This is a genomic window from Candidatus Pelagibacter sp. HIMB1636 (assembly GCF_052047675.1).
Classification (GTDB): domain Bacteria; phylum Pseudomonadota; class Alphaproteobacteria; order Pelagibacterales; family Pelagibacteraceae; genus Pelagibacter.
On the sequence record NZ_JBNAJP010000001.1, the window covers coordinates 1,093,342 to 1,114,477 of the forward strand.

Sequence of the window (21,136 nt, forward strand, 5' to 3'; positions counted from 1 at the left end):
TTCCGGTAACTATATTGCGGTTACTTAAATTTAATATTCATACTATGTCATACGCAGTAATAAAAACAGGTGGTAAACAGTACAAAGTTAAATCTGGTGAAATATTAAAAATTGAAAAATTACCAGATTCAAAGCCTGAAACTAAGATAGAATTTAATGAAATCCTAGCATATGGGGATGATAAAAATATTGAGGTTGGAACTCCTAATATTGAAGGTGCTAAGGTAGAGGCAGATTTAATTAAAAATAGTAAAAATAGAACAATTCTAATTTTCAAAAAAAGAAGAAGACAAAATTCAAGAAGAAAAAATGGACACAGACAACAATTTTCTTTGATAAGAATAAACAAAATTTTTTCAAAAGATGGTAAAGTATTATCTGAAGCTGAAAAAATTAAACCAGCTTCCAAAAAAGAAGAAGTTAAGGAAGCTGCAAGTAAATAGTTATTAGGTAAATTATGGCAACAAAAAAAGCAGGTGGGTCATCGAGAAATGGACGAGATAGTGCTGGTCGAAGACTTGGTGTTAAAAAATACGGTGGAGAAACTGTAATACCTGGAAATATAATTGTTAGACAAAGAGGAACAAAAATTTTTCCTGGCGAAAATGTTGGAATGGGAAAAGATCATTCAATTTTTTCTGTTATCAAAGGTAAAGTTGTATTCAAAAAATCTAAATTAGATAGAACTTACGTTTCAGTAAAACCCAATTAATAGTACAACCAAGAAAATGTTGTATTATGAAATTTCTCGATCAAGTTAAAATTTATATTAAGGCTGGAAACGGCGGTGACGGTTCACCAAGTTTTAGAAGAGAAAAGTACGTTGAGTTTGGAGGACCTGATGGAGGTGATGGAGGCAGAGGTGGCTCTATCATTTTAAAATCAGAAGAAAACTTAAACACTTTAATTGATTACAGATATCAACAACATCACAAAGCTCAACGTGGAGAAAATGGTTCTGGTCAAAATCGAACAGGTAAAAGTGGTGAGGATTTGGTTTTAAAAGTTCCTCTTGGAACCCAGGTATTTGAAGAAGATAACAAAACTCTATTATTTGATTTTAACAAAAAAGGAGAGGAGTACATTGCAGCTAATGGTGGCAAAGGTGGTTTGGGAAATACTAGATTTAAAAGTTCTACAAACAGAGCTCCAAGAAAGTTTACGAAAGGAACTTTGGGAGAAGAGTTTACAATTTGGTTACAACTTAAAACAATAGCTGATATCGGAATTATCGGATTACCGAACGCAGGAAAATCAAGTTTGTTGGCAGCACTTACAAACGCAAATCCTAAAATTGCTAATTATAAATTTACAACACTTAATCCTAACTTAGGTGTTGCTAGCTATGATGATAAAGAAATCACAATAGCCGATATACCAGGATTAGTAGAAGGTGCCCATGAAGGTGTTGGACTTGGGATACAGTTTTTAAAACATATAGAAAGATGCAAATCTTTATTACATTTAATTGATATTACTAATCTTGATCTTAAGGAATCTTATGATCAGGTTAAAAATGAACTTAAAAATTACAGTTCTAAAATGCTTGAAAAGAGAGAGTTAATTGTGTTTAACAAAATAGATTTAATTGATGAAGACACAGCTAAAGATGTAATTGATGATTTCTCTAAAGATAAAAATTGTGAGATAATGACTATGACAACTTTAAATAAAGAGTCGGTTTCAAAAATTAAGGCAAAATTATTATCCTATGTATCTTAAAAACTCGAAAATTATTGTTATTAAAATTGGTTCATCTTTATTAGTTGATGAAAATAAAAAAATTAGAAAAAAATGGCTTTCAAGCTTTGCGAGGGACATCAAAAAACTAAAAGATAAAAATCAAAAAATAGTCATTGTTAGTTCAGGTGCTATCGCTCTTGGATGTAAAAAAATGAATTTTAACAAAAAAAATATTAAGTTAGATAAAAGTCAAGCAATTGCCTCTATTGGCCAAATTGAACTAATGAATTTATTCTCTCAGACCTTCTCAAAATTCAAATTAAATATTTCACAAATTTTGTTAACTCTAGAAGATACAGAGGAACGAAGAAGATCCTTAAATGCCAAAAGAACATTCGAAAATTTATTCGAACTTGGATTTATCCCAGTTGTTAATGAGAATGATACAATTGCAACAACTGAAATAAAATATGGAGATAATGATAGATTGGCATCTAGAGTAGCTCAAATTACAAACGCCGATACATTAATTTTACTTTCAGATGTAGATGGCCTTTTTACAAAAAATCCAAAAGTAAATAAAGACGCTAAACTAATAAAAATAGTAAATGATATAAACAAAGACTTAAAAGAAATTAATATCAAAGGAATTAATGAATATGGAAGTGGAGGAATGCAAACAAAAATTGAAGCTGCTAAAATTTGTCAATTAGCTGGCAGCAGTATGATTATTGCAAACGGACTGTATTCAAATCCTATTTCAAAAATTATTGAAAAAAATAATTGTACATGGTTCAGCCCAAAGGTCTCTAAACTTCATGCTAGAAAAAAATGGATAATTAGCTCAATTGCACCTAAAGGAAATATTGTAATTGATGATGGAGCCAAAAAAGCGTTAAAGCTTGGAAAAAGTTTACTAGCTGCAGGTATTAAAAATGTATCAGGAAGATTTAACAAAGGTGATCATATAAAAGTTTTAGATAAAAAAAATAATGAATGTGCTAGGGGTTTAAGTTCTTTTTCTTCTGATGAAGTAAAAAAAATTATGGGACACCATTCGAATGAAATTCAAAAATTACTTGGGTATGTTGCAAAATCTGAAGTTATTCATAAAGATGATATGGTAGAAGTATAAATGAATAATTATATGAATTTAATCGGTAAAAGAGCAAGAAAAGCAAGTCAATATAAAATAGACACAAAAGTTAAAAATAGTGTTTTAGCCTACTATGCTAAAATGCTTAACGAAAACAAAGGTTTAATAATTAAAGAAAATACTAAAGATATTAATTACGCAAAAAAAATAGGATTAAAAGAAAATTTAATTAATAGACTTCATTTAAATGAGAAAAAAATAAACGACATCAGAAATTCTATTATTAGTATTATTAAATTTAAAGATCCCATTAATCATGTTCTAGAAAAATGGAAAAGACCTAATGGATTAAATATTAGTAGAGTATCAATTCCAATAGGTGTTATTGGTGTAATTTATGAAAGTAGACCAAATGTTACATCAGATGTTGCGGGTTTATGTTTCAAATCAGGTAATGCAGTAATCTTAAGAGGAGGTTCTGAGGCAATCAATTCAAATAGAATTTTGTCAAAACTCTTTAGAAAAGCGCTCAAAAAAAATAAAGTAGATGAAAACTTTATACAATTTATAGACTCTAAAAACAGAAAGATGGTTGATGTAATGCTTTCCAAAATGAAAGAATATATTGATGTTATAATCCCACGTGGTGGAAAAAATCTTGTAAGAAAAGTTCAAGAACTTTCTAAGGTTCCTATAATTGGTCATCTTGAGGGTATTTGTCATACATATGTCGACAAAGACGCTGAATTAAAGATGGCAAATAGAGTTGTTACTAACGCAAAATTAAGAAACACTAGCATATGTGGAGCAACCGAAACCATTATTCTACATAAAAATATTGTTAAAAAATTTAGCAATACAATCCTGAGTAATTTAGAAAAAAATGGTTGTAAAATTTATGGAGAAAAGACTTTAGCTAAATTTTATAAGGGTAAAATTTTTCAAGCTACTGAAAAAGATTGGTCTACAGAATATTTAAGCTCTGTAGTTTCCGTTAAAATAGTAAACAACCTCAATGAAGCTATAAGTCATATTAATAAGTATGGAACAATGCATACAGACTCAATAATTACAAAAAACAAAAAAACAGCTAATCAATTTCTAAAAGAAGTCAAAAGCTCTATTGCTATGCATAACACTTCAACTCAATTTGCAGATGGAGGTGAATTTGGGTTTGGAGGAGAAGTTGGAATTTCTACCAATGTACTACCACCGAGAGGGCCTGTAGGACTTAATCAACTTGTTTCATACAAGTATCAAATTACAAGTAACGGTAAAATAAGAAATTAATTTGAAATCAAATAAGACAAAAATAGGAATTTTAGGAGGATCATTTGATCCTGCTCATAAAGGTCATCTAGCAATTTCAAAAGAAGCAAAAAAAAGATTTGAGCTTAAAAACATTATTTGGGCAATCACAAAAAAAAATCCATTTAAAAACCAGAGCAAAACCTCAGTTACTGAAAGAATAAAATTCTGTAAAAAAATTATTGGTAAAAATTCATTTATAAAAGTGAGATTTTACGAAAATAAAATTAATTCAAATAAAACAATCGATTTAATTAATCATTTAAAAAAAAATAAAAATATTGAAATCTATTTTTTAATGGGAGCAGATAACTTAATAAATTTTCACAGATGGTATAAATCAAAATCTATTTCACAAAAGTGTAATATTTTAGTTTTCGATAGACATGGCTACAAAAAAAACTCATTAAAATCAAAGACATTTAGGGCTCTTGGTAATACCAGCCTCAAATTCATAGAGTTTAATAAAGTCAACATTTCATCTTCTCAATTAAGAAAAATTTGATAGTCTAAATTTAATTAATGGATAAAATTTCAGATCTCAAAGAAATTGTAATCACCACATTAGATCTTAACAAAGCTGAAGACATAGTAACTATTGATCTAAAAGATAAAAGTTCGATGGCAGATTATATGATAATAGCAAGCGGTACATCATCTAGACATATACAGTCTTTATCTGAACAAGTGTTAGAAAAGCTTAAAGATAATGGAATTAAAGACTCTAAAATTGAAGGTAAAGAAAGTGGTGAATGGAAATTGGTAGATGGTATAGATCTAATCGTTCATATTTTTCATCCAGAGAAAAGAAAATTTTATGAATTAGAAAAAATCTGGTCAGAATTTATTCCTAAAGAAAAAGTAATGATATGAAAATAATTAAATATTACTCAATTATTTTTTTATCATTTTTTTATTTAAGTTCAGCAAACTCTTCTGAAGTAGATATTTACAAAAAGATAGATTTATTTGGCGAGGTTTTAGAAAAAATAAATAGAGAATATATTGATGAGATCAATCAATCTGAAAGCATGGACTCTGCTATCAATGGCTTACTTCAATCTTTAGATCCTTATTCCTCTTATATGTCTCCTGAAATTCTGGAGGAAATGCAAACTGAAACTAGCGGTGAATTTGGCGGCCTTGGAATTGAGGTAAGTATGGAAGCAGGAGTTGTTAAAGTTATTTCACCTATTGATGACACACCAGCGTCAAAAGCTGGATTAAAAGCTGGTGATTACATTGTGAAAATTAATGATACCCAAGTTCAAGGGAAATCTCTAAGTGAAGCTGTTGATTTAATGCGAGGCCCAGTAGGTTCAAGTATAGAATTAACAGTTAGACGAAGAGGAGAAAAAAAAGCACTAACATTTAATATCACTAGAGAGATAATTGAAATTCAATCAGTTAAGTCAGAGTTATTAGAAGAAAATATCGGCTATATTAGATTAACTTCATTTAATGAAAACAGTAGTGATCAAATAGAAAAACAAATAAAGAAATTAAAAAAAAATAAAAATCTTAATTCATTTATTTTGGATTTAAGAAATAATCCAGGTGGATTACTAAACCAAGCAATAAGAATATCTGATTTCTTTTTAGAAAATGGTGAAATTGTCTCCACTAAAAGTAGAAAAAAATCTGATAATAGAAAATGGTTTGCAAAAAAAGGAGACATAACTGACGGAAAAACATTATTAGTACTGATAAATTATGGATCAGCTTCAGCATCAGAAATTGTTGCAGGAGCTTTAAAAGATCACAAAAGAGCAATTGTTGTAGGTGAAAACAGTTATGGCAAAGGTTCAGTTCAATCTATTATTCCTCTTAAAAATAGAGGCGCAATACGATTAACTGTTGCAAAATATTATCTTCCATCTGGAAAATCTATATCTGAGGTTGGTGTACGTCCAGACATTGAAGTGAATGAAGAAGGTGATAATTTTAAAATAAGAACTGAAACTGATAATCAGTTAAATTACGCAATTAAATTACTCAACGGATAAAATGAAAAAAGATTTGTATAATCTTCCACTAAGAAGTGGAGTTGGAATTGTTGTGTTAAATAATGATAACAAAGTATTTGTTGCTAAAAGAATAGATAACCCCAAAAATTTTTGGCAAATGCCCCAAGGCGGTGTGGATGAAGGTGAGGATTTTTTAAAAGCTGCTTACAGGGAATTAGAAGAGGAAACTAGTATTAAGAGTGTCGAATTGATCAAAGAATTAGACGGGACTATAACTTATGAACTTCCAGATAGATTACTTGGTTTGATTTGGAAAGGAAAGTATAGAGGTCAAAAACAAAAATGGTTTTTAATGAGATTTGTTGGGTCAGATAGTGAAATAAATATCAAAACTAAACACCCTGAGTTTTTAGACTGGAAATGGGTAGAGCTAGACAAAATCACAGACCTAGTGGTTGATTTTAAACTACACGTGTACAAAGAAGTTAAAGATAAAGTAAAAAAAATTCTTAATTAAGAGTTTTTAAAACTTCAATTTTTTGATCTACTAAATATTTAGCTTGATCATTAATATCTGACTTTCCTGCCTCTTCTTCAGCTTTTTTCAGCAAATCCTGTTGAACAGATTTGTCCATTTCAGATAAATTATAAATTGAGCTAGTTAGAATAGATAAATTATTATTTTTAAACTCTACTATACCATCCTCAACATAATAATTTTCATCACCAGATTTTGAACTTACTTTGATAATACCTGGTTTTAAAAATGAGATAATTGAAATGTGATCTTTTAATATCCCCATTTCTCCCTCAAAAGCAGGTACTACTACTTCCGATACATCTTCTTTGACCAAAAAAGATTTTTCAGGATTTACTATCTCAATTTTAAATTCTTCGCTCATTAAGCTGCAGCTTCTTTTTCCATTTTTTGAGCTTTTTCAATAGCCTCTTCAATTGTACCGACCATGTAAAAAGCTGCTTCAGGTAAGTGATCATATTCACCCTTACAGATTGCATCAAATCCTTTGATTGTAGATTCAAGATCAACTAATTTTCCTGGTGAGCCTGTAAATACTTCCGCAACAAAGAATGGTTGAGATAAAAATCTTTGAATCTTTCTTGCTCTTGCGACAACTAATTTATCTTCCTCAGATAATTCATCCATACCAAGAATAGCAATAATATCCTGAAGTGATTTATAAGATTGTAAAATTCTTTGTACATCTCTCGCAACTCTATAGTGCTCATCACCTACTATTCTTGGATCTAAAATTCTTGAAGTAGAATCTAATGGGTCTACTGCAGGATAAATACCAATTTCAGCTATTTGTCTTGAAAGTACAGTAGTAGCATCCAAGTGAGCAAATGATGTTGCAGGCGCTGGATCAGTCAAGTCATCAGCTGGAACATAAATCGCTTGCACAGAAGTAATTGATCCTTTGTTTGTTGTTGTAATTCTTTCTTGAAGATTACCCATATCAGTGGCTAATGTAGGCTGATATCCTACAGCTGAAGGAATTCTACCTAATAGAGCAGATACCTCTGAACCAGCTTGAGTAAATCTAAAAATATTATCAACGAAGAATAAAACGTCTTGTCCTTCTTGATCTCTAAAATATTCTGCAACTGTTAATCCAGTTAAAGCAACTCTTGCTCTTGCTCCTGGGGGTTCATTCATTTGTCCATAAACCAATGCAGCTTTAGAACCAGGGCCATCTTGCTTGATTACTCCAGATTCCATCATCTCATGGTAAAGATCATTTCCTTCTCTAGTTCTTTCTCCAACTCCAGCAAAAACTGAAAATCCACCATGTGCTTTCGCAACGTTGTTAATCAATTCCATAATTAAAACTGTCTTACCAACACCAGCACCTCCAAATAGTCCAATTTTTCCTCCTTTGGCATATGGTGCTAATAAGTCGATAACTTTAATACCAGTAACTAATATTTCAGTTTCAGTTGATTGATCATTAAATTCAGGCGCAGCTCTGTGAATAGGCCAGCTTTCTTTAGTTTTAACCTCACCTCTTTCGTCAATTGGCTCACCAATTACATTAATAATTCTACCTAATGTTTCTGGTCCAACAGGTACCTGAATAGGAGCATTCGTATTTACAACTTCATCTCCTCTTTTTAATCCTTCAGTAGCATCCATTGCAATAGTTCTTACAGTAGTTTCTCCTAAGTGCTGAGCAACCTCTAAAACCAATCTATTGTCACCATTTTTACATTCTAATGCTGTTAAAATTTCCGGTAATTCTCCCTCAAATTTTACGTCTACTACCGCTCCAATAACTTGTGTGATTATTCCTTTGCTCATAATTATAAACTTTCTGCTCCTGATATGATTTCTATTAGTTCTTTAGTAATTGCTGCCTGACGACTTCTATTATATTCGATAGTAAGTTTGTCAACCATTTCACCTGCGTTTCGGGTTGCATTATCCATTGCACTCATTCTGGATCCTTGTTCGCTAGCTGAATTCTCTAACATTGCCTTAAATATTTGTGTTGAAATATTTTTTGGCAACAAATTGCTTAAAATTTCATCTTCATCTGGTTCAAATTCGTAACTTTCATCTGAACTATTTTCACTTCCCTCATCATTTAAAGGAATTATTTGTTGAGCCTGTGGGATTTGCGTAATTACATTTTTAAATTTATTGTAAAAAATTGTACAAACATCAAATTCACCTGCTTCAAATTTTTCAATAATAATTTTTCCTACTTTATCTGCATCAAAATAATTTGCATTTTTCGATTCTTTAAATGAAATATTTTCAATTATTTTGTCACCATAAATTCTCTTAAGCTGGTCATTGCCTTTTGAACCTACAGTGATAATTTTAAGCTCTTTATTCTCATCTAAAATTTTAGAAAAGTAACTTTTTGCTTTCTTAATTATGTTGGAATTAAACCCACCACATAGACCTCTATCTGATGTCATTACAACACAAAGATGAACTTTGTCTTGTCCTGTACCAGCTAATAACTTTGGTGCATTTTCTTTATCTGAAATTCCACTAGAAAGGTTTAAAATTACATTGTTCATTTTTTCTGAATAAGGTCGTCCTTTTTCAGCACTTTCTTGTGCTTTTCTTAATTTTGCAGCTGCAACCATTTTCATAGCCTTAGTAATCTTTTGTGTAGATTTTACACTGGCTATTCTTTTTTTTAGGTCGTCTAAACTTGCCATATCAAATTAAGATTTAAGAGTTTCCTTTAATTGAGTAATCAGTTCAACTAATAACTTTTCTTTATCCTCTTCAAGTTTTCCTGAACTTTGTATCGACTCAATAATCTCAGGTTTTTCTGATTTACATTTCTCAATGATTTTACTTTCAAAACCTGCAACATCTTTTAAATCGATATCATCAAGATATCCTTTAACACCACAGAAAACCGAAATTACTTGTTCAGCAACTGTCATTGGAGAATATTGCTTTTGTTTTAAAAGCTCAGTTAATTTTGATCCTCTATTCAATAACTGTTGAGTAGAAGCATCTAAATCTGAACCAAATTGAGCAAATGCTGCCATTTCTCTATATTGAGCAAGCTCAAGTTTCATAGATCCTGAAACTTTTTTCATCGCTTTAGTTTGTGCAGATGAGCCTACCCTTGAAACTGATAAACCAACGTTAATTGCAGGTCTTATTCCTTGGTTGAATAATTCAGTTTCTAAGAAAATCTGACCATCCGTAATTGAAATTACATTTGTTGGAATAAATGCAGATACGTCTCCACCTTGAGTTTCAATAATTGGAAGTGCTGTTAAAGATCCTCCACCATGTTCATCACTCAATTTTGCAGCTCTTTCTAATAATCTACTATGTAAATAGAATACATCTCCTGGATAAGCTTCACGTCCTGGAGGTCTTCTAAGTAAAAGTGACATTTGTCTGTAAGCAACTGCTTGTTTTGATAAATCATCGTAAATAATCAACGCGTGCATTCCATTATCTCTGAAATATTCACCCATAGCACAACCAGTATATGGAGCTAAAAACTGAAGTGGCGCTGAGTCTGATGCTGTTGCAGCAACAATTGTTGTGTATTCCATTGCACCAGCTTCCTCTAAAGTTTTTTGAATTTGTCTAACAGTTGATCTTTTCTGACCTACAGCAACATAAATACAATATAATTTTTGTTTTTCATCGCCTGATTCATTGATCTTTTTTTGGTTTATGATTGCATCAACTGCAACCGCAGTTTTTCCTGTTTGTCTATCACCAATGATTAATTCCCTTTGTCCTCTTCCGATTGGAACCAAACTATCAATTGATTTTAAACCTGTTTGCATTGGTTCATTAACTGATTGTCTAGGGATAATTCCAGGAGCCTTAACCTCTACTCTGCTCTTTTGTACACTTTTATCTAATGCACCCTTGCCATCAATTGGATTTCCTAAACCATCTACTACTCTACCTAGTAACTCTTTTCCAACTGGCGTATCAACAATTTTTCCAGTTCTTTTTACAACATCACCTTCTTTAACATTTCTGTCATCACCAAAAATTACAACACCAACGTTTTCGCTCTCTAAGTTTAGGGCCATACCTTTAGAGCCATCAGAAAATTCAACCATCTCTCCAGCCTGAACATTGTCAAGACCGTAAATTCTAGCGATACCATCACCAACCGATAAAACTTGACCTACCTCAGTAACTTCTGCTTTATCTCCAAAATTTTTTATTTGTTCTTTTAATATTTTTGTAACTTCTGAAGGATTTATTTCCATTTATGCCTCTATCATTCTATTTTCGATTTGTTGTAATTTACTTTTAATTGAGGTATCAACCATAGTACTCCCTACCTGTACTACTAAACCTCCTATTAAACTTTCATCATGTTTGTAGTTTAATTTTATTTTTGAACTAAAGTTTTTAGTTAATTCTTCCGTAATTTGTTTAATTTCTTCATTAGATAATTGTTTAGCAGATCTTAATTCGGCTTTTAGTTCTCCCCTTTTTTCTGAACAGATCTCGATGAAACTTTTAAGAATTCTTTCTACAAAAAAGAACCTTCTCTTTTGAATTAAAAAACTTAAAAAATTTTTTAACAATTTATCAAATTTATAATTTTCTGAGATTGTATTAACTGCTTTTAATAAATCATCTTGGCTTGTAGTTGGATCTTTTATTAAATTTGAAAAATCTTGGCTTTGTTCTAACAATTTTAGAACTGAGAGTGACTGCTCTTCTATTTGGGATGTAACATTGCTTTCAGTAGATAATTCATAAAGCGCAAGTGAATACCTTTCTGCTGAAGTAATTGAAAATCCTGTGTCTTTGCTCAACTTGATACCTCTAAAATGTTGAAGATTATTTAAAAATCACGCTCTAATTAGCATATGACCTTTATGTCTTCAAGTGACTGATTGACGAAAAAGTCCTCTTTTTTGGGCCTAATTGAAGTTAATTGGATCAACATCAACTGAAAGTTTTATTCCTTTAGAAAATTTGTATTTTGGAACTGATTTTGCAATAGCATTTTGTAGTTTCATAGATTTTGAACCTCTAATTAAAAATCTGACCCTAAAATTTCTTTTTAATCTAAATATAGGAGCCTCAACTGGACCCAATATATTTCCCTCAATTTTATTTTCTAAATAATTTTTAAAGTCATAAGCCTCTTTTTCTAATTTTTTTTGATTTTCACCAGTCATAATCAGAGAAATAAATCTTTGATAAGGTGGAAGTTTATTTTTTTTTCTAATTTCTAGTTCTCTTTTTAAAAATATATCAGGATTTTTATTTGTAATTTCTAAAATCATATTTTTATTATTGTTATAGGTTTGAAAATATACTGTTGCAGGTTTTCCTGTCCTTCCAGCTCTTCCTGATAACTGATGATATAACTGCAAATTTTTTTCAGCTCCTCTTAAATCATTTCCGTTAGCTGATAAATCAATATCAACAACAACAATACAATTTAAACTTGGAAAATGAAATCCTTTAGAAATTAATTGTGTACCAACTAATATTTCAGTTTGATTATTTATAATTCTTTCTAATTTACTTGATGAGTCTTTTTTATTCATTGTATCACTTGAAAAAATTTCAACTTCCTTATTAGGAAATTTTTTTTTAACTTCCTCAGATATCCTCTCTACACCAGGTCCACTAAAGACAAAATTACATTCACCCTCTTTTGAGCAATCTCTTTTTAAATCAGTTTTAAAACCACAATAGTGACATAATAAATTATTTTTATTTTTATGATAAACAAGGTTGATAGTACAATTTGGACAAGAATAGCTAGTTAAACAATTTTTGCACAACGCATGAGGTGAAAAACCTCTTCTATTTAAAAAAAATAAAACCTGATCTTTTCTCTCAAGGTGAAAATTTACTTTTTCGATTATTTTATCTGATAACCACGATTGTTTTTCAAGTTTGGTTTTATTAAGATCTATAATTTCGTAATTTGGTAATGAAGCATTTTTATATCTCTCTGTAAGTCTTGATAAGGAATATTTTCCTTTTTGAATATTTTCAAAAGTTTCAATTGATGGAACAGCTGTTACTAAATTAACTGGTATATTTTCAAATGAAGCTCTAGAAATTGCCATATCTCGTGCATTATAAGTTACACCTTCATCTTGTTTAAATGATTGATCATGCTCTTCATCTACAATTATCATACCTAGATTTTTAAAAGGTAAAAATAATGATGATCTTGCTCCTATAATTACTTTAACTTCTCCATTTGATATTCCACTCCAAATTAATTCTTTCTTTTTTTTTGAAACTCCTGAGTGCCACACAGCCGCATTAAAACCAAAATATTCATTAAATTTTTTTTCAAATTGACCTGTTAAACCTATTTCAGGTAACAAAATTAACCCCTGATATCCTTGTTTTATAAGGTTTTTTAAAGCTTCAAAATACACAAGAGTTTTACCTGATCCTGTTGTTCCTTGTAACACATGTACTCTAAAATTTTGGTTAGTGCTTACCATTTCCTCATATGCTTTGATTTGATCTTTGGTTAATTTTATAGATGTATTTTTAATCTCACTTTTAAAATTATTATAAGAACTTAGCTCCTTATTTTCTATTGCATGACTACTTAATAAAATAAGCTTTAGAGCCATTCCTTTTGGAATAATATTGTAATCTGAAAACCAGTTTAAAAATTTAATAGTATTTTTTTTTAGAGGAGTCACATCTAACTTCCTCAAAACTTTTTTTATTTTAAACGTTTTGTTGCTGTTTTTTTCAAATTCATCCCAAACTACACCTGTAATTTTTGATTTACCAAAAGGAACTTCTACATAGTCTCCCAATTCGAGATCAATACTACTTTCATAAGTAAATGGATGATCAAAAATATTAGGTAAAAGAATCGGAAATTTCATATTTTTATAATATGAAAAAAAATTAAGAGTGTATTGCTCTTTTATCTACTGATAATGCAGCTTCTTTAACTGCTTCTGAAAAAGTTGGGTGCGCATGACATGTTCTTGCTATATCTTCTGAACTTGCACCAAATTCCATAGCTACACCAATTTCTGCAATTAATTCTCCTGCATGAGGGCCTATAATATGAGCTCCTAATACTTTGTCTGTTTGCTCATCTGCTAATATTTTTACAAATCCCTCAGCATCATCAATAGCTTTAGCTCTAGAATTTGCCATAAATGAAAATTTACCAACTTTATACTTTTGATTAAGTTCTTTTAATTGTTCTTCTGTTTTTCCTATAGATGCAACTTCTGGAGTAGTATACACAACACCAGGTATTGTATCATAATTAACATGTCCAGATTGTCCTGCAATATTTTCTGCAACTGCTATTCCTTCATCTTCAGCTTTATGAGCAAGCATTGGCCCTACTATTACATCGCCAATAGCAAAAATATTTTCGACATTTGTTTTAAAAGTTTTGTCAGTTTTTATTCTTTTTCTTTCATCTAAATCAATTCCTACTGCATCTAAATTTAGTCCATCCGTATTTGGCTTTCTACCAACAGAAATTAACACCACATCACATTCAAAATTGTTTTTATTGCCATCTTTATCTACTGTTGAAACAACCGCTCCGTTGTTATTTTTCTGAATTGTTTCAACTTTGTTTTGCATATTAAATTTAATGCCTTGTTTTTTTAAAATTTTCATAAACTCAGATGAAATTTCTTTATCCATTCCAGGTGTAATATGATCTAAGAATTCTACTACCTGAACTTCCGAACCTAATCTTGACCAAACTGAACCCATCTCTAAACCAATGTAGCCACCTCCAACCACGACCATTTTATTTGGTACTTTTTCTAATTTTAAGGCCCCTGTAGAGGAAACAATTACTTTTTCATCAATATCAATTCCAGGTAATGAAACTGGCACAGATCCGGTTGCTATTACTGTTTTTTCTGACTCAATGATTGTCTCATTATTCTTGTCATCTTTAATTGAGATTTGGTTTTTTGATTTAAAACTTCCGTGACCTTTAAAATAAGTAACTTTGTTTTTTTTTAAAAGAAATTCAACTCCTTTGGTCAATATTGTTACAGCTTTATCTTTGCTTTTCATCATCTTTTCAAGATTAAGTTTCACCTCACCTATCTCGATACCCTTATTGGATAAATTTTTTACTTTATGAAATTCTTCAGAAAGATTTAATAAACTTTTTGAGGGTATACAGCCAACATTTAAGCAAGTTCCTCCTAGTGAACCTCTAGACTCTATACATGCTGTTTTTAAACCTAATTGTGCAAGCCTAATTGCACAAACATAACCACCAGGCCCTCCTCCAATAACTACAGCTTGAAATTTTTCTGACATTTAAATATCCAAAAATAATCTTCTAGGATCTTCTAGATTTTCTTTAATCATTTTTAAGAAAGAAACAGATTCTTTGCCATCAATAATTCTGTGATCATAAGAAAGAGCTAAATACATAATAGGTCTTATTTTTATTTCACCTTCTACTACCACTGGTCGCTCTACAATGTTATGCATGCCTAGGACACCAGATTGGGGTAAGTTTAGAATTGGAGTTGATAACATTGAACCATACACTCCACCATTACTGATGGTAAATGTTCCTCCTTGTAGATCTTCAATTGTTAATTTTCCATCTCTAGCTTTTTCAGAAATATCTTTAATATTTTTTTCAATATCAGCAAACGAAAGTTCGTCTGCATTTCTTAAAACTGGAACAACTAAACCTTTATCCGTACCTACAGCAAAACTAATATTATAATAGTTTTTATATATAATTTCATCGCCATCAATTTCAGCATTAACAGCAGGGAAATGTTTCAAGGCCACTACACATGCTTTAACAAAGAATGACATGAAGCCTAATTTAATTCCATATCTACTTTGAAAGTCTTGTTGATTTTCTTTTCTCATTTCCATTATATTTGTCATGTCAACTTCATTAAAAGTTGTAAGTAATGCAGCATTTTCTTGAGCTTGTTTTAATCTCTTAGCAATTGTCTGTCTTAGTCTAGTCATTTTAATTCGTTCTTCTTGACCATATTGAATATTTCTCTCTGATGGTTTTGGATTTGCTCCCATTAGACCAATTAAATCTCCTTTTAAAACCTGACCATTTTTTCCTGAACCTTGAACTGAATTAACATCAATATTATTTTCAGTAACAATTTTTCTGACAGCAGGAGACAAAGTATCATTTTTATTATCTATTACTGGCGCTGGTTTTGGTGCTACTTCCTCAGTCAAAACTAAGGGCTTAGGTTTTTGAATTTCTGTTTTTTTATCTTCAAAAATTTCTGGTTCTTTTTTATTTGTATCTAATTTTATTACATTGTTTTCAGAAGGAGCTTCTTCAACTTGTTTAGGTTCCTCTTTTTTTTCAGTTGGTATCACTTTTGCTGAACCATTTTCTGAAACAGAACCTAATAAAGCTCCAACTTCCACTGTGGAGCCATCTTGTGAATTAATTTCTGTTAAAACACCAGTTATTGGTGATGGGACTTCTAAATTAACTTTGTCAGTTTCAAGTTCTACAATTGGTTCATCAGCTTCAACTGCATCTCCAGTTTTTTTTAACCATTTTGCAACCGTTGCTTCTGTAATACTCTCACCAAGCACTGGAACTACTATTTTTTCACTCATTATAATTTAATCAAACACCTTATTAATTATTTCTTGTTGCTGAGAATTATGCCTCTTTGCATATCCAGTTGCTGGAGTTGCATCAGGGCTTCTTCCTATATAAGAAATTTCATTATATTTAGCCTTTAAAGTATCTAATGTCCATTGAATATAATCTCTCACTGAAAACCATGCTCCCATATTCTTTGGCTCTTCTTGACACCAAAAGAATTTAGCATTTTTGGCATAAGGTTTAAGTTCGTTTACTAAAGCTTTTGCTGGGAAAGGATAAAGTTGTTCTATTCTAAACATAATTACATCATCTCTTTTTAATTTTTCTCTAGCTTCAAGTAAGTCAAAGTAAACTTTGCCTGAGCACAAAATAACTTTTTTAATCTCAGAGCTTTCTTTAAGTTTAATAAAACCATTTGATTTTGGATCGATCGCATGATCCCACAAAACTCTATGGAAAGTATTTTGTTTGTTAAAATCCTCTAAGTTAGAAACACAGTATTTATTTCTGAGTAATGACTTTGGAGTCATTATAATTAGTGGTTTTCTAAAATCTCTATGCATTTGACGTCTTAATGCATGATAATAATTGGCTGGAGTTGTACAATTCATAACTTGCATATTGTCGTTTGAACATAACTGTAAAAATCTTTCTAATCTAGCAGATGAATGTTCAGGACCTTGACCTTCGTATCCATGAGGTAACAACATTACAAGGCCTGATGCTCTATTCCATTTTCTCTCACCTGATGCTATAAACTGATCAATCACAACTTGAGCTCCATTTGCAAAATCTCCAAATTGAGCTTCCCAAATTGTTAGAGTGTTTGGTTCAACTAAACTGTAACCATATTCGAAACCTAAAACTGCAAGTTCAGATAAAAAACTATCTACTACTTCAAATTGTTTTTGACCTTTGACAATATTATTTAATGGAATATATCTCGAATTATCAATTTGATTTCTTAGTACAGAATGTCTTTGACTAAAAGTTCCTCTACCAGAGTCTTGTCCAACTAAACGAACTGGATATCCTTCAACTAACAAAGATCCAAACGCAAGAGCTTCTGCTGAAGACCAATCAATTCCCACTCCTTTTTCAATCGAGTCTCTTCTCGCATTTAATATTTTACTAATAGTTTTATGAATATTTTTTTCTGATGGTACTGTATTTATTTTTTTTGAAATTATTTTTAATTTCTCCTCATCAAAACCTGATATTCCTCTTTTATCTTTTCCTTTCTCAGGTTTATATCTTGACCATGTCCCCTCAAACCATTCTATTTTAGGCTTGTAGTCTTTTGCACTTTTATATTGATCATCTAATAAATCTTTAAATGATTTAACATTTTGATTTAATAATTCTTGAGTAATTGATTTTTCATTAACCAGTTTATTCCCATAAATTTTATATACACTTGGGTGAGATTTAATTTTTTGATACATCAATGGCTGAGTAAACGATGGCTCATCTCCCTCATTATGACCAAACCTTCTGTAACAAATTAAATCTACTACAACGTCTCTATTAAATTTTAATCTGAATTCTGTAGCTATTCTGGTAGCATAAACAACTGCCTCTGGATCATCTCCATTAACATGTAAAATTGGAGCCTCAACCATTTTTGCAACATCAGAAGGATAAGGTGACGATCTTGCAAATCGAGGACTCGTTGTAAAACCAATTTGATTATTTACAATTATATGAATAGTTCCACCAGTGTTATGTCCTGGTAGACCTGACATAGCAAAACATTCTGCTACCACACCCTGACCAGCAAATGCAGCATCACCATGAATTAGTATTGGAATAACTTTGTTTCTCTCTTTGTCTTTATGAAAAAATTGTTTTGCTCTAGTTTGTCCTAAAACGACAGGATTTACTGCTTCAAGGTGAGATGGATTATCTGTCAAACTAACATGAACAGAATTTCCATCAAATTGTCTGTCAGAAGATGCACCAAGATGGTATTTTACATCTCCAGCACTATCCTCAGAGTCATCACTATATTCACCAGCAAATTCATTAAATATTCTTTTATAAGATTTTTGTAAAACGTTAGCCAAAACATTTAGTCTGCCTCTATGAGACATTCCAATTTTAACCTCTTTAATTTGTTGTTGACCACCAATTTTAATTATTTGCTCAAGTGCAGGAATTAAACTTTCTCCTCCATCTAATCCAAATCTTTTTGTACCAACATACTTAGTTGCTAAAAATTTTTCAAAACCTTCTGCTTGAACTAATTTATTTAGAATTGCTTCCTTACCATTTTTAGTAAACTGAAGAGCTTTATCATCTTGCTCAATTCTATCTCTAAACCATTTTCTTTCATCAGGATTAGAAATGTGCATAAACTCATAACCTATTTTTCCACAATAGGTTTTTTTCATAAATTTTAAAATTTCTTTAATATTGGCATACTTTTTATTTATCACGCCGTTTAAAAAAATTTTTCTTTCATAGTTTTCTTTCTTAAAACCATAAAACTCTGGATGAAGTTCATCTAAATATTCAGACTCTCTCATTCCCAAAGGATCAAGATCAGCTAACAAATGCCCCCTTAATCTGTAAGCTCTGATTAACGCAACTGCACTTATTGAATCTTTGTTAGAATCTGCAAGTAATTGAAAATTAAATTTTTCTGAAGTATCTATTTTTTCATTATTTAAATTAGTAATTTCATTTTCATCAATTTTCTTTTGAAGCTCATCAATATTTATTTTGGTCTTTTCTGGTCCCCATGACGGTCCATTTATTTCATTAGCAATTACTTTTATTTCATCACCGATTCCTTCAAAATAATTTAACCAACTTTCAGGGAGATCTTTATCTTTGTTAATAAATTTTAAGTACATTTGCTCAATGAATGCACTATTTGATTTATGTAAAAATGAATTTTTTTCGAAATCGAGATTTTTTGATGATGACATCTTATTTATTTAATATATCCCTCTAAAAAATATTTTTCAATTAGACAGTTTATCAAATAAAGTTTTACCAATTATTGATGGTGATTTTGCGACTGTAATTCCACATTCTTCCATTTTTTTTATTTTATCTTCTGCGCCACCTTTACCTCCAGAAATAATTGCACCTGCGTGCCCCATTCTTCTACCTGGTGGCGCAGTAATTCCAGCTATAAATCCAACTGTTGGTTTTTTAATTTTATGGTTTTTCAAAAAATCTGCCGCTTCTTCCTCTGCAGAACCCCCTATCTCACCAATCATTAAAATTGATTGTGTCTCCTCATCATTTAAAAATAAATCTAAACAATCTATGAAATTTGTACCATTTATTGGATCTCCTCCAATTCCAATGCATGTTGATTGCCCTAATCCATTTTCAGTTGTTTGAGCAACTGCTTCGTAGGTTAAAGTTCCAGATCTAGATACAATTCCAACTGAACCTCTTTTATGAATATTACCTGGCATAATTCCAATTTTACATTCATCAGGAGTTATAATTCCTGGACAATTTGGACCTATAAGTCTGCTATTAGACCCATCTAATTTTTTTCTAACCTTAAGCATATCTTGAATTGGGATACCTTCAGTAATGCAAACAATTAATTCAACTGAAGCATCAATAGCTTCTATAATTGCTGCTGCAGCAAATTTTGCAGGCACATAAATCATAGTGGCATCTGCTCCAACTGCATCTTTTGCTTCAGCTACAGAATTAAATACAGGTCTGTCTAAATGCTTTTGACCTCCCTTTTTAGGAGTAACACCTCCTACTAAATTTGTTCCATATTTTATTGCTTGCTCTGAATGGAAAGTTCCATGTGCACCTGTAAAACCCTGACAAATTACTTTAGTTTCTTTATTAACTAAAACTGACATTTATTTAATAGCCTCAACAATTTTCTTAGCAGCATCATCTAAGTTCTCTGCTGAAATTAATTTTAAACCTGAATTATCTAAAATTTCTTTTCCTTCTTTAAAATTTGTCCCTGCAAGTCGAACTACTAAAGGTACACTAATATTAATTTCTTTTGCAGCGTCCACTACTCCTTGTGCAAGCACATCACATCTCATTATTCCCCCAAAAATATTTATCAAAATTCCCTTCACATTTTTATCTGAAAGAATAATTTTAAATGCTGCAGAAACTTTTTCTTTTGAGGCTCCACCTCCTACATCTAAGAAATTAGCTGGCTCTTTACCATATAATTTGATTATATCCATAGTTGCCATTGCTAGACCTGCACCATTAACCATACATCCAATACTTCCATCTAACTTGATATAAGCTAAATCATGTTTGCTAGCTTCAATCTCAGTTGGATCTTCTTCATTTAGATCTCTTAATTCTAAAATTTCAGGGTGTCTAAATAATGCATTAGAGTCGAAATTAACTTTCGCATCTAAACAAACAATCTTTCCCTCTTTTGTTAAAATTAAAGGATTTACCTCAACCATATTAGCATCTGTACTAATAAACATTTTATAAATCGATTTGATTAGTAAAATTGCTTGATCTTTTGCATCACTGTTTAAATCAAAAATTTTAATTACTGACTCACAATCTGCATCTGATATTTCTTCAGCTATATCAACTTTAGTTGTAATAATTTTTTCTGGATTTGAGCTTGCTACTTCTTCAATATCCATTCCACCTTGGTCACTTGAAATAAATGCGATCTTTGAGCTCGCTCTATCAACTAAACATGATAAATAGAATTCTTTTTCTATATTAGAGGATTCTTCAACATATAATCGCTTAACTTCTCTTCCTTCTGGTCCAGTTTGATGAGTTACAAGTGTTTTTCCAAGCAACTCATTTGCTGAATTTTTTAATTCCTCAAGTGTATTAAGAATTTTAACTCCTCCAGCTTTACCTCTACCACCAGCATGAATTTGAGCCTTTAAAACATACTTTTCAGTTTTTAAATTTTTTGCTTTTTCAATCAAGTCATCAACATTTGTTGAAAAAAATCCTGCTGGAACTATTGCTCCATATTTCTTTAAAATTTCTTTTGCTTGGTGCTCGTGAATATTCAT

The 21,136-nt window shown here is 30.9% G+C and carries 20 protein-coding genes; 9 read left to right on the forward strand and 11 right to left on the reverse strand.

Annotated features, from left to right (window positions below; translation table 11 throughout):
- The first annotated feature begins 44 nt into the window (after positions 1–44).
- From rplU to ACTTA6_RS05750, 9 genes are read left to right on the forward strand one after another with little or no spacing between them, the layout of a single operon-like run.
- The gene (gene rplU / locus ACTTA6_RS05710) at positions 45–443 is read left to right on the forward strand and encodes a 50S ribosomal protein L21 (protein WP_440613706.1); all 399 of its coding nucleotides are present in this window, start codon (positions 45–47) and stop codon (positions 441–443) included.
- Positions 444–457: 14 nt separating this feature from the next.
- On the forward strand, positions 458–712 hold the full coding sequence (gene rpmA, locus ACTTA6_RS05715; protein ID WP_075506491.1) for a 50S ribosomal protein L27: 255 nt from the start codon (positions 458–460) through the stop codon (positions 710–712).
- A 26-nt stretch (positions 713–738) separates the two neighbouring features.
- Entirely contained in the window at positions 739–1,722 is a 984-nt protein-coding gene (cgtA, locus tag ACTTA6_RS05720) for an Obg family GTPase CgtA (protein ID WP_440613705.1), read from the forward strand.
- A complete protein-coding gene (gene proB, locus ACTTA6_RS05725) occupies positions 1,712–2,818 on the forward strand; it encodes a glutamate 5-kinase (RefSeq protein WP_440613704.1) in 1,107 nt (368 codons plus the stop codon). The genes cgtA and proB overlap by 11 nt, the downstream gene beginning before the upstream one ends.
- On the forward strand, positions 2,819–4,069 hold the full coding sequence (locus ACTTA6_RS05730) for a glutamate-5-semialdehyde dehydrogenase (RefSeq protein WP_440613703.1): 1,251 nt from the start codon (positions 2,819–2,821) through the stop codon (positions 4,067–4,069).
- Entirely contained in the window at positions 4,065–4,592 is a 528-nt protein-coding gene (gene nadD / locus ACTTA6_RS05735) for a nicotinate (nicotinamide) nucleotide adenylyltransferase (RefSeq protein ID WP_440613913.1), read from the forward strand. Before ACTTA6_RS05730 ends, nadD begins: the two co-directional genes overlap by 5 nt.
- 17 nt (positions 4,593–4,609) lie before the next feature.
- A complete protein-coding gene (gene rsfS / locus ACTTA6_RS05740; protein WP_075506496.1) occupies positions 4,610–4,960 on the forward strand; it encodes a ribosome silencing factor in 351 nt (116 codons plus the stop codon).
- Entirely contained in the window at positions 4,957–6,093 is a 1,137-nt protein-coding gene (locus ACTTA6_RS05745; protein ID WP_075506497.1) for a S41 family peptidase, read from the forward strand. The genes rsfS and ACTTA6_RS05745 overlap by 4 nt, the downstream gene beginning before the upstream one ends.
- A 1-nt stretch (position 6,094) precedes the next feature.
- Complete coding sequence (locus ACTTA6_RS05750; RefSeq protein WP_440613702.1) at positions 6,095–6,571, forward strand: RNA pyrophosphohydrolase; 477 nt, start codon at positions 6,095–6,097, stop codon at positions 6,569–6,571.
- On the opposite strand, the gene atpC is transcribed toward ACTTA6_RS05750, so the two are convergent.
- The 11 genes from atpC to sucC all read right to left on the reverse strand — a co-directional run bounded on the left by atpC (position 6,564) and on the right by sucC (position 21,136).
- Positions 6,564–6,956, reverse strand: coding sequence for an ATP synthase F1 subunit epsilon (gene atpC / locus ACTTA6_RS05755; protein WP_440613701.1), 393 nt, complete (start codon positions 6,954–6,956; stop codon positions 6,564–6,566). The two genes, ACTTA6_RS05750 and atpC, sit on opposite strands and share 8 nt — an antisense overlap.
- On the reverse strand, positions 6,956–8,374 hold the full coding sequence (gene atpD / locus ACTTA6_RS05760; RefSeq protein ID WP_262589885.1) for a F0F1 ATP synthase subunit beta: 1,419 nt from the start codon (positions 8,372–8,374) through the stop codon (positions 6,956–6,958). The genes atpC and atpD overlap by 1 nt, the downstream gene beginning before the upstream one ends.
- Before the next feature lie 2 nt (positions 8,375–8,376).
- Positions 8,377–9,249: a F0F1 ATP synthase subunit gamma gene (locus tag ACTTA6_RS05765; protein WP_075506072.1), complete on the reverse strand. Its 873-nt coding sequence runs from the start codon at positions 9,247–9,249 to the stop codon at positions 8,377–8,379.
- A gap of 6 nt (positions 9,250–9,255) precedes the next feature.
- Positions 9,256–10,791: a F0F1 ATP synthase subunit alpha gene (gene atpA, locus ACTTA6_RS05770; RefSeq protein ID WP_262589886.1), complete on the reverse strand. Its 1,536-nt coding sequence runs from the start codon at positions 10,789–10,791 to the stop codon at positions 9,256–9,258.
- Entirely contained in the window at positions 10,792–11,349 is a 558-nt protein-coding gene (atpH, locus tag ACTTA6_RS05775) for an ATP synthase F1 subunit delta (RefSeq protein WP_440613700.1), read from the reverse strand.
- Positions 11,350–11,457: 108 nt separating this feature from the next.
- Complete coding sequence (gene priA / locus ACTTA6_RS05780; protein ID WP_440613699.1) at positions 11,458–13,413, reverse strand: replication restart helicase PriA; 1,956 nt, start codon at positions 13,411–13,413, stop codon at positions 11,458–11,460.
- A 22-nt stretch (positions 13,414–13,435) separates the two neighbouring features.
- Positions 13,436–14,836, reverse strand: coding sequence for a dihydrolipoyl dehydrogenase (gene lpdA / locus ACTTA6_RS05785; protein ID WP_440613698.1), 1,401 nt, complete (start codon positions 14,834–14,836; stop codon positions 13,436–13,438).
- The gene (odhB, locus tag ACTTA6_RS05790; protein ID WP_440613697.1) at positions 14,837–16,138 is read right to left on the reverse strand and encodes a 2-oxoglutarate dehydrogenase complex dihydrolipoyllysine-residue succinyltransferase; all 1,302 of its coding nucleotides are present in this window, start codon (positions 16,136–16,138) and stop codon (positions 14,837–14,839) included.
- Positions 16,139–16,144: 6 nt separating this feature from the next.
- Positions 16,145–19,063: a 2-oxoglutarate dehydrogenase E1 component gene (locus ACTTA6_RS05795; protein ID WP_440613696.1), complete on the reverse strand. Its 2,919-nt coding sequence runs from the start codon at positions 19,061–19,063 to the stop codon at positions 16,145–16,147.
- Between the two features lie 36 nt (positions 19,064–19,099).
- Positions 19,100–19,975 (reverse strand): succinate--CoA ligase subunit alpha, encoded by an 876-nt coding sequence (gene sucD, locus ACTTA6_RS05800; protein WP_440613695.1) that lies wholly within the window; start codon positions 19,973–19,975, stop codon positions 19,100–19,102.
- Complete coding sequence (gene sucC / locus ACTTA6_RS05805) at positions 19,976–21,136, reverse strand: ADP-forming succinate--CoA ligase subunit beta (protein WP_440613694.1); 1,161 nt, start codon at positions 21,134–21,136, stop codon at positions 19,976–19,978.